A 13,668-nucleotide genomic window follows, 5' to 3' on the forward strand; every position below is an offset into this window, starting at 1 on the left:
GGGTAGACCTCCGGGAGGTCTACCCCGCGCACACGGGTCTACCTCGGCCCCGCAGCGGGTCAGGCGTTCGCGACCAGCCCGAGCTCGGCGACGCTCGCCAGACCCTCGTGCCTGGGCACGATCCGCACGGTGTACCCGAACGGCCCCGACGCCTCGAGACGCACGGAACCGGCGAACGCCGCCCGGCCCGCCTCGTACGTGTCGGCGAGCTCGAGAGGCTCCGCCGTGAACGACTCGATCACGTCGGCCTCGGTCACACGGCCGTGGACGACCTGCACCTCGACGTCGCCGGGCTGCAGGTCGCCGAGGGACACGTAGGCCTTGACGGACAGCACGTCGCCGACCTGCGGCACCTCGCGGATCCCGCTCGACTCGACGTGGTCGACGCGCACGTGCGACCAGTCGCCGCGCACGTGCTGCTTCCACGCCGCGAGCTCGCGCGCCGGCTCGAAGCCCGGTCCGTTGAGCGTGCGCCCCGCGACCGCGGCGGGCCCGTACAGGCGGTGCACGTAGTCCGCGACCATGCGCGTGGCCTGGACCTTGGGGCCGAGGGTCGCGAGCGTGTGCCGCACCATCTGGAGCCAGCGGACCGGCACGCCCCGCTCGTCACGGTCGTAGAACCGCGCCGCCACCTGGGTCTCGATGAGGTCGTACAGCGCGGCGGCCTCGAGGTCGTCGCGGCGGTCGTTGTCCTCGACTCCGTCGGCCGTGGGGATGGCCCAACCGTTCTCGCCGTCGTACCACTCGTCCCACCACCCGTCGAGGATCGACAGGTTGAGGCCGCCGTTGAGCGCGGACTTCATGCCCGACGTGCCGCTGGCCTCGAGCGGGCGCAGCGGGTTGTTGAGCCACACGTCGCAGCCCGGGTAGAGCGACTGCGCCATGCCGATGTCGTAGTTCGGCAGGAACACGATGCGCCCGCGCACGTCGTGCTCGTCCGTGAACCGGACGAGCTGCTGTATGAGCCGCTTGCCCTGGTCGTCGGCGGGGTGGGACTTGCCGGCGACGATGAGCTGGACGGGCCGCTCGGGGTCGAGCAGCAGCGACCGCAGCCGCTCGGGGTCGCGCAGCATGAGCGTCAGGCGCTTGTACGTCGGCACGCGGCGCGCGAACCCGATGGTCAGGACGTCGGGCGAGAGCGCCTCGTCGACCCAGCCGAGCTCGGCCGGGCTGGCCCCGCGCTCACGCCAGGACCGGCGCAGCCGGTTGCGGGCCTCGTCGACGAGCTGGCCGCGCAGCTCGCGGCGCATGCCCCACAGCTCCTCGTCGCTCACCCCGGCGGGGTCGAGCCACCCCGACGACGCCGTGTCGGCCGTGAGCTCGTCGAGCCCGAGCCGCTCGGCCTCGAGCGCGGCGAGGCGCGGGTCGACCCAGGTGGGCGTGTGGACGCCGTTCGTCACGGAGGTGATGGGCACCTCGCGCGCGTCGAAGCCCGGCCAGAGGCCGTTGAACATGCCGCGTGAGACCTCGCCGTGCAGGAGCGACACGCCGTTGGCGCGGCCGCCCAGGCGCAGTCCCATGACGGCCATGTTGAAGACCGTGGGGTCGCCGCCCTCGTAGTCCTCGGCGCCGAGCGCGAGCACCTGGTCGACCTCGATCCCGGGGATCTGGTTGTCGCCACCGAAGTACTGCGCGATCAGGTCCCGCCCGAACCGGTCGATGCCCGCGGGGACCGGCGTGTGCGTCGTGAACACGGTCGCGGCGCGCACGGCCTCGAGCGCCGCGTCGAACGTGAGCCCGGCACCGGTCACGAGCTCGCGGATGCGCTCGACGCCGAGGAACCCGGCGTGCCCCTCGTTGGTGTGGTAGACCTCGGGCTCGGGCGCGTCGGTCAGTCGCGACCACAGGCGCAGCGCGCGCACGCCGCCGACGCCCAGCAGGAGCTCCTGCTGGAGGCGGTGCTCGCCGCCGCCGCCGTAGAGGCGGTCGGTGACCTTGCGTGCGGCCTCGTCGTTGCCCGGGACGTTGGAGTCGAGGAGCAGCAGCGGCACGCGTCCGACCGCCGCGACCCACACGTGCGCGTGCAGCACGCGCCCGCCGGGCAGGTCGATCGAGACGCGCGCGGGCGTGCCGTCGTCCTCGCGCAGGATCGTCAGCGGCAGGCCGTCGGGGTCGAGCAGCGGGTAGGTCTCGACCTGCCAGCCGTCGCGTGTCAGGGACTGGCGGAAGTAGCCCGCGCCGTAGAGCAGGCCGACGCCGACGATCGGCACGCCCAGGTCCGAGGCGCTCTTGAGGTGGTCGCCCGCGAGGATGCCGAGGCCGCCCGAGTACTGGGGCAGGACCGAGGTGATGCCGTACTCCGGGGAGAAGTAGGCGATCGTCTGCGGGAGCTCCTCGCCCCCCGCGGCCTGCTCCTGGTACCACATCGGGTCCTGGAGGTAGCGGTGGAGGTCCGCTGCCGCCGCGCGGACGCGGCCGACGAACTCCTGGTCGGCTGCGAGCGCCGCGAGGCGGTCCGGCCCGAGGGCGCCGAGGAGCGCCACCGGGTCGCGCTTCACGGACTCCCACAGCTGCGGGTCGATCGTGCTGAAGAGCTCACGCGAGGGCGTGTGCCAGGACCAGCGCAGGTTGAGGGACAGCTCGTCGAGGTCGTGCAGCTCGGCGGGCAGGACGGTGCGGACGGTGAAACGTCTGATCGCTCTCACGGGTCCGACAGTACGCAACTGTGGGCCGCTGTACACCCTTTGCCTACCGCGTGCTCTCGTCGGCCTCGGGCTGTTTCACCCGTCGGCCGGGCAGCCGTGCGGCGCGGGTTGCGCGCCACACCCGGCCAGCGGGTGCCGCACCTCGCCCGCGCTCGATACCTTGTGCTCGTGCCTGAGAACTCCGCGACCCCCGTGACCCCCGCACCGGTGCCCGTGCCGGCCGCCCCCTCGATCGTGTCCTCCGCCGCTGCGACGGTCCCGCCGCTCGCTCCTGCGATCGCCCCGCCGGCCCCGATCGGGCGCATCCCGGTCGTCGAGGTGTCCCCCGTGGTCGAGGGGGGCCGGTGGCCCGCGAAGGCCGTGGTGGGTGAGGTCGTCCCGGTCGAGGCCACGGTCTTCCGCGAGGGTCACGACGCGGTCGCGGCGACCGCGGTGCTCGTCGCCCCGGACGGCACGGACCACTCGTGGGCGCGCATGGTCGACGTGGCCCCCGGCCTCGACCGGTTCCGCGCGACGCTCTCCCCCGACGCCACGGGTGCGTGGTCGTTCCGCGTCGAGGCGTGGTCCGACCCGTACGGCACGTGGGCGCACGACGCGGCGATCAAGGTCGCGGCGGGCATCGACGTCGAGCTCATGCTCGCCGAGGGCGTCGCGCTCTTCGAGCGCATCACGGCCCTGGAGGGCCTGAGCCCGGCGGACGCGAAGACCCTGCACGACGGCGCCGCGGCCCTCGCGGACCCGTCGCGCCCCTCCCCGGCCCGGCTCGCGGCAGCCCTGTCGCCCGAGGTGCGCGACGCCCTGGGCCGCACTCCCCTGCGGGACCACGTGACGCCGTCGGGCACGTATCCCCTGCGGGTGGACCGGCCGCTCGCGCTCGCCGGCGCCTGGTACGAGATGTTCCCCCGCTCCGAGGGCGCGCGACGCCTCAAGGACGGGACGTGGCGGTCCGGGACGTTCACGACCGCGGCCAGGCGCCTGCCCGCGATCGCCGCGATGGGCTTCGACATGGTCTACCTGACGCCCGTGCACCCCATCGGGACCACGCACCGCAAGGGCCGCAACAACTCGCTGACCGCGCTGCCGGGCGACCCGGGGTCGCCCTACGCGATCGGCTCGAAGGACGGCGGGCACGACGCGATCCACCCCGAGCTCGGCAGCGAGCGCACGTTCAAGGCGTTCGTGAAGGAGGCCCGGCGCCTGGGCATGGAGGTCGCGCTCGACCTCGCGCTCCAGTGCTCGCCCGACCACCCGTGGGTCACCGAGCACCCCGAGTGGTTCACGACGCGCGTCGACGGCTCGATCGCGTACGCCGAGAACCCGCCCAAGAAGTACCAGGACATCTACCCGCTCAACTTCGACAACGACCCGGCGGGCATCTACGCCGAGGTGCTGCGCGTCGTGCGGGTGTGGATCGCGCGCGGCGTCACGGCGTTTCGCGTCGACAACCCGCACACCAAGCCCCTCCCGTTCTGGGAGTGGCTGCTGGCCGAGGTCCGCGCGACGAACCCCGAGGTGATCTTCCTGTCGGAGGCGTTCACCAAGCCCGCGATGATGCACACGCTCGCGCGCATCGGGTTCCACCAGTCGTACACGTACTTCACGTGGCGCAACGAGAAGACCGAGCTCGCCGAGTACCTGACCGAGGTCTCGGGGCCCGCAGGGTCCTACATGCGCCCGAGCTTCTGGCCCACGACGCACGACATCCTGCCGCCGTACCTGCAGCACGGCGGTGTCGCGGGGTTCGCGGTGCGCGCGGTGCTCGCGGCGCTCGGCTCCCCCACGTGGGGCGTCTACTCGGGCTACGAGCTCGTCGAGAACGTGCCGCGCCCCGGCGTCGAGGAGCAGATCGACAACGAGAAGTACGAGTACCGGCCGCGTGACTGGGCGCTCGCGGAGGAGCTCGGCATCTCGACGCTCCTGACGCGCCTCAACGAGGTGCGCCGCGAGCACCCGGCGCTGCGCCAGCTGCGCAACCTCACGGTCCACCCCACGAGCAACGACCAGGTCCTCGCGTTCTCGCGGCACCTGCCCGAGCGGGTGTCGCCCGACGGGACGGTCCTGCCGGCCGACTCCGTGGTCGTGGTCGTGAACCTCGACCCGTGGGGCACGCAGGAGTCCATGGTCCACCTCGACCTCGCCGCCCTGGGGCTGGCACCCGAGCAGCAGTTCGTCGCGCACGACCTGCTCTCGGGGGCGTCGTACGGCTGGGGCGAGGACGTCTACGTCAGGCTGGTCCCGCAGGAGCAGGTGGCGCACGTCATCCACGTGAGCACACCATGAGCAGCTCGCCGTTCTCGGCACGCGCCGCGGGTCCGGCCGCACGCGCCGCGGGCCCCGCGGCGGGGCCCGCCCCGGTGGCGCCCACGACCGCACCCCTGCCCGTCGGCGCGCTGCCCCCGCGGCGCCAGCCAGCGGCCCCCTCGGCGCAGCGCTCGGGCCTCTCGGCGGACCCTGCCTGGTACAAGACGGCCGTGTTCTACGAGGTCCTGGTCCGCGCGTTCTCGGACTCCTCGGGCGACGGCTCGGGAGACCTGCGCGGGCTGATCGAGCGCCTCGACTACCTCCAGTGGCTCGGGATCGACGCCCTGTGGCTTCCCCCGTTCTACCCGTCGCCGCTGCGGGACGGCGGGTACGACGTCGCGGACTACACGGCCATCGCGGGCCAGTACGGCTCGATGGCGGACTTCACGGAGCTCATCGCCGAGGCGCACGCGCGCGGCATCCGGATCGTGATCGACCTGGTCATGAACCACACGAGCGACCAGCACCCGTGGTTCCAGGCGTCGCGCGCCGACCCCGAGGGGCCGTACGGCGACTTCTACGTGTGGAGCGACGACAACACCCGGTACGAGGACGCGCGCATCATCTTCGTGGACACCGAGACGAGCAACTGGACGTTCGACCCGGTCCGGCGCCAGTACTTCTGGCACCGGTTCTTCTCGCACCAGCCGGACCTCAACTTCGAGAACCCGCGCGTCGCGGACGCGATGCTCGACGTGACGCGGTTCTGGCTCCAGGTGGGCGTGGACGGGTTCCGCCTCGACGCGGTCCCGTACCTGTTCGAGGCCGAGGGCACCAACTGCGAGAACCTGCCCCAGACGCACCGGTTCCTGCGCCGCGTGCGCCAGATGGTCGACGCCGAGTTCCCCGGCCGCATCATCCTCGCGGAGGCGAACCAGTGGCCCGCGGAGGTCGTGGACTACTTCGGCACCGAGGAGGAGCCGGAGTGCCACATGTGCTTCCACTTCCCCGTCATGCCGCGCATCTTCTACGCGATCCGCGACCAGCGGGCCAACCAGATCGTCGACATCCTGCGCGACACCCCGCCCATCCCGGCGGGCGCGCAGTGGAGCACGTTCCTGCGCAACCACGACGAGCTGACGCTCGAGATGGTCTCGACCGAGGAGCGCGCGTCGATGTACGGGTGGTACGCGCAGGACCCGCGCATGCGCGCGAACGTCGGTATCCGCCGCCGCCTGGCGCCGCTGCTCGACAACTCGCGCAAGGAGGTCGAGCTCGCGCACGCGCTGCTCCTGTCGCTGCCGGGCAGCCCGTGCCTGTACTACGGCGACGAGATCGGGATGGGTGACAACATCTGGCTGCCGGACCGGGACGCGGTCCGCACGCCCATGCAGTGGACCCCGGACCGCAACGCGGGCTTCTCGACCGCCGACCCGGGCAAGCTGTACCTGCCGCCCATCCAGTCGCTCGTGCACAACTACGGGTACGTCAACGTGGAGAACCAGCTCGCGCAGCCGACGTCGCTGCTGCACTGGGTCCACGGCATGCTCGCGGTGCGCAGGCTGCACCCGGCGTTCGGCGACGGCGAGCAGGTGACGCTGAGCACGGACAACGAGTCGGTCCTCGCGTTCCTGCGCCGCAACGCGGCCGAGACGATCCTGTGCGTCGCGAACCTGTCGGCGACCGCGCGCACGGCCACGATCCACCTGCCCGAGCACGCGGGCGCGACCCTGACCGACGTGTTCGGCGGGGCCGCGTTCCCCTCGGTGGGCGAGGACGGCGACGTCGTGATGACATGGGGTTCGAGGGACTTCTACTGGCTCACGGTGTCGTAGGACGCCCTGACCTGCCCGGCAGAAGGAGCTGACGTGGTGCCGAAGACCGTCTCGTCCTCCCCCGTCGTGTCGCGCCCAGGACCGCTCGGGTCGGCGCAGCGCGTGCCGGTCCCCGACGACCGGCTGCTCGGGCTTCTCGACGCGTGGCTGCCCGCGCAGCGCTGGTACCCCGTCAAGGGCCTCGCGGTGCGGCACGTGCCGTGGATGAGCTTCGCGCTCACCGAGCGCTGCACGCTGCACCTGCTGCGCATCGTGGGCGACGGGGTGGACCTGGTGATCCAGGTCCCGCTGGTCCTGACGCCCGCGGGCGGGCTGTCCCCGGACCCGCGGCCTGCTGACGTCCGCGGGTCAGGTGCTGCGGGCACGGCCGGCGCGCCTCTCCCGGGCCTGGTCGGCTTCGTGCCGGAGCCCGCCCGGCGGCCGGACGGGCCGCGGGGCGGGAGCGGGGCGAGCGGCTCCGAGGGTTCCGCAGCCCCGCTCGCGGTGCACGACGGCGCCACGCACCCCGATCTGTGGGTGGCCCTCCTCGGCGCGCTCGAGCAGGCGGACGACGCGAGCCCGAGCGACCCCGACAGGCACGACGCCACCGGGCACCGGCCGGTCGACCTGACGGGAGCCCGCATGGTCGGCGGCGAGCAGTCGAACTCCTCGGTGATCCTCCCCGGTGTCGCGGGCGGGTCGATCCTCAAGATCCTGCGGACGATCGCGATCGGCCCGAACCCGGACGTCGTGGTCCCCGACGCGCTGGCCCGCGTCGGATGGACGGGCGTCCCGCGCCCGCTCGGCTGGGTCGAGGCGACGTGGGAACCGCTCGACGTGCCGGCGGACGCCCTCGCCCTGGGGCCCGCGAGGACTGCGCACCTCGCGGTCCTGAGCGAGCTCGTCACGGACGCGCGCGACGGGTTCGAGCTCGCGTGCGCCTACGCGTCCCAGGACTCGTCGTTCGCGGACCTCGCGGCCGACCTCGGCCGGACGCTCGCGAGCATGCACCGGGCGCTGCGCGAGGCCCTGCCCACGGGTCCACCGCTCGAGGCCGGCTGGCTGCTGGGCGACCTGCGCCGTCGGGCACGCGAGGCCTGTGCCTCGTCCGCCCCGCTCGGGCGACGCGCCGCGCAGGTCGAGGTGTTCCTCGACGGCGTGGCCGAGCGCCTGGCCCGCGAGGAGGCAGCACCTCCCGTGCTCCAGGCGATCCACGGCGACATGCACCTGGGGCAGGCCCTGCACGCGCTCGGCGACGGCTGGAAGATCCTCGACTTCGAGGGCGAGCCGCTGCGGCCCGTGGCCGAGCGCACCCGCCCGGACCTGCCGCTGCGCGACGTCGCGGGGATCGTGCGCTCGCTCGACTACGCGGCGGCCGTCGGCGGCGCACGCTCGCCCCGGTGGACGACGACCGCACGCACGGCGTTCGTCGAGGCGTACCGGCGCGAGATCGGCGAGGACGACGGGACCGCGGGGCTCTCGGTCTCCACGACCGAGGCGCTGCTGCGCGCCCTGGTCCTGGACAAGGCGCTGTACGAGGTCGTGTACGAGTCGCGCAACCGCCCGGCGTGGGAGCCGATCCCGCTCACCGCGGTGGACCGGCTGCTGGGCGGGCGGTAGCCGCGCGGCCGTCCGTCGCGCGACGTGCCGGGCCGCCGGCTGCGCCGGAGACCGGTCGTCACCAGGCATGATGGTGCCGCGGTTCGACGACGACCCCTCACCTCTCTGGAGCTTCCCCGTGACCTCGGCCCCGGCCTCTGCAGACCTTGCGCGCTCGACGATGACAGCGCTGACATCTCCGCTCGACCAGACCCCGGGCGCCGCCACCGCCGCCGCGCGGGGCCTGACCCGCCGCGAGCTGCACGCGGGCTGGACCGTGCGCGCCGTCGCCGGACCCGTCCCGGCGCACCTCGCCGACCAGGTGCACACCCCCGTGCCCGCGGCCGTGCCGGGCACGGTCCACACCGACCTCCTCGCGGCCGGGATCGTCCCCGACCCCTACCTCGACGACAACGAGCACGTGCTCGCGTGGATCGGCCGCTGCGACTGGGAGTACCGCACGACGTTCGAGTGGGCCCCCGACGGGCACGAGCGCCACGACCTCGTCGCCGACGGCCTCGACACCGTCGCGGCCGTGACCCTCAACGGCCACCTGCTCGCCGAGACCGCCAACCAGCACCGCACCTACCGCCTGCCCGTCGACGAGCACCTGCGCCCCGGAACCAACGAGCTCGTCGTGCGCTTCTCCTCGCCGCTCGCGTACGCCGCCGCCCAGAACGTGGCCATGGGCTACCGCCCCCACACCAACCCCCACCCGTTCAACGCGATCCGCAAGATGGCGTGCAGCTTCGGCTGGGACTGGGGCCTGGAGACCGCGACGTCGGGCATCTGGCGCCCCCTCGCGCTCGAGGCATGGTCGGGCGCGAGGCTCGCGGCCGTGCGCCCCGTGGCGACGCTCGCCAGCCCGTCCGCCGACGCGCCGCACCCGGCCGAGTCGCCCGCATCGCCCGGCTCTCCCGTCCCCGGCCACCTCGCGGTCCACGTCGACGTCGAACGCTCCCCCGGCGTCGACGGCCCGCTGGACGTCGCGGTCCACGTCGGCGGGCTCGTCACGACCGCCCGGGTCCCGGCCGAGCAGGCCTCCACGGTCGTCGACGTCGACCTCCCGGGCGTGCACCGCTGGTGGCCCCGCGGGTTCGGCGAGCAGCCGCTCTACGAGGTCACGGTCGAGCTCCTCGCCGACCCCGGGGCCACCGAGCCGACGCCCGAGGAGACCGAGGAGCGCGAGCCGCGCGCCGCCGTCGGGCCGCTCGACGTGCGGCGCCACCGCGTGGGCTTCCGCACCGTGCGCCTCGACGTGCTCCCCGACGAGCACGACGGCGAGCCCGGCACGTCCTTCGTGATCGTCGTCAACGACCAGCCCGTGTTCGTGCGCGGCGCCAACTGGATCCCCGACGACGCGTTCCCCCACCGCGTGACGCGCGAGCGGTACGCCGCGCGCATCGCCCAGGCCGAGCAGGCGAACGTCAACCTCCTGCGGGTCTGGGGCGGCGGGATCTTCGAGGCCGACGACTTCTACGACCTGTGCGACGAGCGCGGCATCCTCACGTGGCAGGACTTCCTCTTCGCGTGCTCGACGTACGCCGAGGAGGAACCGCTGCGCAGCGAGGTCGAGGCCGAGGTGCGCGACAACGTCGTGCGCCTGGCCCCGCACCCGAGCCTCGTGCTGTGGAACGGCAACAACGAGAACCTGTGGGGCTTCCACGACTGGGACTGGCAGCCGCGCCTCCAGGGCCGCACCTGGGGCCTGGGCTACTACACCGAGCTGCTGCCCGCGCTGCTCGCCGAGCTCGACCCGGGGCGCCCGTACACGCCGGGCAGCCCGTGGTCGGGCACGGCCGACCTGCACCCCAACCTCGACGCGCACGGCTCGGTGCACGTCTGGGACGCCTGGAACCGCAAGGGCTACGAGGTGTACCGCGACCACGTCGCGCGCTTCGTCGCCGAGTTCGGCTGGCAGGGCCCGCCCACGTGGGCGACGCTGCGCGACGCCCTGTCCGACGACCCGCTGACGCCCGAGTCCCCCGGGATGCTCGTGCACCAGAAGGCCGCGCAGGGCAACGACAAGCTGACCGACGGCCTGCTCCCCCACTTCCCGCTGCCCGACGACATGGACGACTGGCACTGGGCCATGTCCCTCAACCAGGCGAACGCCATGACGGTCGGGATCGAGCACATGCGCTCGTGGAGCCCGCGCTGCGCGGGCGCGATCGTGTGGCAGCTCAACGACTGCTGGCCCGTCACGTCGTGGGCCGCGGTCGACGGCGCGGGCCGCGCCAAGCCCACCCTGTTCGCGCTCGCCCACGCGTACCGCGACCGCCTGGTCACGGTCCAGCCCCGCCGACCCGACGGCGGCGCACCCGTCCCCGGCGGCCCCTCGGCGCTCGCGGTGGTCGTCGTCAACGACTCGCCCGACCCGTGGAGCGGGACGCTCGTCCAGCGGCGCGTCCGCCACGACGGGACGGTCCTCGCGGAGGCGAGCACCGCCGTCGGGCTCGCGCCGCGCGAGACGCGCACCCTCCTGCTGCCCGACGACGTCGCGACGGCCGCGAGCGCGCGCGACGAGCTGGTCGTCGCGACCCTGGGCGACGAGCGCGGGCTGTGGTTCTTCGCGGAACCGCGCGACAGCGCCCTGGTCGACGACGGGCTGGACGTGGAGGTGCGGGAGATCGCCTCGGACGCCGAGGCACCGTCGCCCGTGCCGGGTTCGATCCGCGAGTTCACCGCGGACCGTGGGCCCGCAGGAGGCCGCCGGTACGAGGTCACCGTGACGGCCCGGACGCTCGTGCGCGACGTCGCCCTGCTCGCCGACAAGGTGCACCCCGACGCGACCGTCGACGACCAGCTCGTCACGCTCCTGCCCGGCGAGTCCGCGACGTTCACCGTGGCCTCACCCGTGCCGCTCGACGCGCCCGCGCTGGGCGCGCGCCGGGTGCTGCGCACCGCGAACCAGCTCGTGGCGGGACCGTCGACGCCAGGTGCGAGCAGATGAGCGCCGGGTGAGCGCGCGCCCGCGCGGCGCGGGGAGTACGCACGCACCCCGGCGACGTGGAAAGGTTGGGCCATGACCGGGTCATCGACACCTCCGAGCAGCTCCCTCCCACCGCTCCCCGTGGTGCCGGCCGATCCGGTCGCGCTCGCAGCCGTCGCCCAGGGCAGGGCCGCCGGTCCGCACGCGGTGCTCGGCCCGCACCTGACCGCGGTGCCCCTCCCGGGCGGGCGGACCGGGGGCGCCGCCACGGTGCGCGTCCTGCGTCCCCTCGCGGACGAGGTCGCGATCGTGACCCTGGACGGCGAGTTCGCCGCGACGCACGAGCAGGACGGGATCTGGGTCGCGGTCGTTCCCGCGGCCGTCGACGAGCCCGAGCCCGGCACCTCGACCCCACCCGTGCTGCACGCACCCGACTACCGCGTCCGCTCGCGCTACGGCGAGACCACGACCCTCCAGGACGACCCCTACCGGTTCCTGCCGAGCCTCGGGGAGATGGACCAGCACCTGATCCGCGAGGGACGCCACGAGGAGCTGTGGACCGTCCTGGGGGCCAACCCGAAGGTCTACCCGAGCGTCCTCGGCGAGCCCGGAGCGGCCGGGACCACGAGCGGCACGGCGTTCGCGGTCTGGGCACCCAACGCCCGCGCGGTACGGGTCATCGGCGACTTCAACCACTGGCAGGGCAGCACCCACGCCATGCGGTCGCTCGGCGACACGGGGGTGTGGGAGCTGTTCGTGCCCGGCATCGGGCCCGGGACGCTCTACAAGTACGAGATCCTCACCGCCGGGGGCGCCTGGCTCCAGAAGGCCGACCCCCTCGCCAAGGGCACGCAGGTGCCGCCCGCCAACGCGAGCGTCGTCGTCGCGTCCGGGCACGAGTGGACCGACGACGCCTGGCTCGCCGAGCGCGCCGCCCGCGACCCGCACGCGGGTCCCGTGAGCGTCTACGAGGTGCACCTGGGCTCGTGGCGCCAGGGCCTGAGCTACCGCGAGCTGGCCGACCAGCTCACGGCCTACGTGCTGGAGACCGGGTTCACGCACGTCGAGCTCATGCCCGTCGCCGAGCACCCCTACGGCGGCTCGTGGGGCTACCAGGTCACGAGCTACTACGCCCCCACCGCACGGTTCGGGCACCCCGACGACTTCCGGTACCTCGTCGACACCCTGCACCGCGCCGGGATCGGCGTGATCCTCGACTGGGTCCCGGCCCACTTCCCCAAGGACGAGTGGGCGCTCGCCCGCTTCGACGGGACGCCGCTCTACGAGCACCCCGACCCCCTGCGCGGCGAGCAGCCCGACTGGGGCACCTACGTGTTCGACTTCGGCCGCAACGAGGTGCGCAACTTCCTCGTCGCCAACGCGACGTACTGGTTCGAGGAGTTCCACGTCGACGCCCTGCGCGTCGACGCCGTGGCCTCGATGCTCTACCTCGACTACTCACGTGGCCCCGGCCAGTGGCACCCCAACGTCCACGGTGGGCGCGAGAACCTCGAGGCCATCGCCTTCCTCCAGGAGACCAACGCGACCGCCTACCGGCGCACGCCGGGCGTCATGATGATCGCCGAGGAGTCCACGGCCTGGCCCGGCGTCACGCGCCCCACGGACGCGGGCGGCCTCGGGTTCGGCCTCAAGTGGAACATGGGCTGGATGAACGACTCGCTGCGCTACGTCGCCGAGGAGCCCATCAACCGGCGCTACCACCACCACGAGATCACGTTCTCGATGGTCTACGCGTACTCCGAGCAGTTCGTCCTGCCCATCAGCCACGACGAGGTCGTGCACGGCAAGGGGTCGCTGTACGGCAAGATGCCGGGCGACGACTGGCAGAAGCGCGCGGGGGTCCGGTCGTTCCTGGCCTACCAGTGGTCGCACCCCGGCAAGCAGCTGCTGTTCATGGGCTGCGAGATCGCCCAGCACACCGAGTGGAACGAGGCGGCGAGCCTCGACTGGGCCGGCCTCGCCGACCCGGGCAGGGCGGGCGTGCAGCGCCAGGTGCGGGACCTCAACGAGCTCTACCGGCGCACGCCCGCGCTGTGGGCGCTCGACCACGACCCTGCGGGCTTCGAGTGGCTCGACGCCGAGGACGCGGACCACAACGTCGTCGCGTACCTGCGGCGTGACGCCGCGGGCAACCAGGTCGCGGTCGTCGTGAACTTCGCGGGCACCCCGCACGAGGGCTACCGGCTCGCGCTGCCCCAGGGCGGCGCGTGGCGCGAGGTCCTGAACACCGACGCCGAGGTCTACGGCGGCTCCGGGGTCGGGAACCTCGGCGAGGTGCACGCCGAGTCGCGCCCGTGGAAGGGGCGGGCGCACTCCGTGTCGCTGCGCGTCCCGCCGCTCGGTGCGCTGTACCTGGAGCCGGTCTGACGCCGAGCGCCTGCGGCGGCTCGACGACGGCGGCCGGTCACCTCGTGCG

General features: G+C 73.4%; 6 protein-coding genes. 5 read left to right on the forward strand and 1 reads right to left on the reverse strand.

Annotation, left to right across the window (positions count from 1 at the left end; translation table 11 throughout):
- Positions 1-59: 59 nt before the first annotated feature.
- Positions 60-2,645, reverse strand: coding sequence for an alpha-glucan family phosphorylase (gene glgP, locus ACFRCR_RS10650; protein WP_377677388.1), 2,586 nt, complete (start codon positions 2,643-2,645; stop codon positions 60-62).
- Between the two features lie 168 nt (positions 2,646-2,813).
- Here glgP and ACFRCR_RS10655 point away from each other — a divergent pair, with 168 nt between their 5' ends.
- The 5 genes from ACFRCR_RS10655 (at position 2,814) to glgB (ending at position 13,619) form a co-directional block, all read left to right on the forward strand.
- On the forward strand, positions 2,814-4,925 hold the full coding sequence (locus ACFRCR_RS10655) for a maltotransferase domain-containing protein (RefSeq protein ID WP_377677390.1): 2,112 nt from the start codon (positions 2,814-2,816) through the stop codon (positions 4,923-4,925).
- Positions 4,922-6,721 (forward strand): maltose alpha-D-glucosyltransferase, encoded by a 1,800-nt coding sequence (gene treS / locus ACFRCR_RS10660; RefSeq protein WP_377677392.1) that lies wholly within the window; start codon positions 4,922-4,924, stop codon positions 6,719-6,721. Before ACFRCR_RS10655 ends, treS begins: the two co-directional genes overlap by 4 nt.
- A gap of 33 nt (positions 6,722-6,754) precedes the next feature.
- On the forward strand, positions 6,755-8,320 hold the full coding sequence (locus ACFRCR_RS10665; RefSeq protein ID WP_377677394.1) for a phosphotransferase: 1,566 nt from the start codon (positions 6,755-6,757) through the stop codon (positions 8,318-8,320).
- 160 nt (positions 8,321-8,480) lie between these two features.
- Positions 8,481-11,252 (forward strand): glycoside hydrolase family 2 protein, encoded by a 2,772-nt coding sequence (locus ACFRCR_RS10670; protein ID WP_377677396.1) that lies wholly within the window; start codon positions 8,481-8,483, stop codon positions 11,250-11,252.
- A 72-nt stretch (positions 11,253-11,324) separates the two neighbouring features.
- Positions 11,325-13,619: a 1,4-alpha-glucan branching protein GlgB gene (gene glgB / locus ACFRCR_RS10675; protein ID WP_377677398.1), complete on the forward strand. Its 2,295-nt coding sequence runs from the start codon at positions 11,325-11,327 to the stop codon at positions 13,617-13,619.
- Positions 13,620-13,668: the final 49 nt, after the last annotated feature.

Origin of the sequence: Oerskovia sp. NPDC056781 (assembly GCF_042789955.1) — a bacterium.
Classification (GTDB): Bacteria; Actinomycetota; Actinomycetes; order Actinomycetales; family Cellulomonadaceae; genus Oerskovia; species Oerskovia rustica.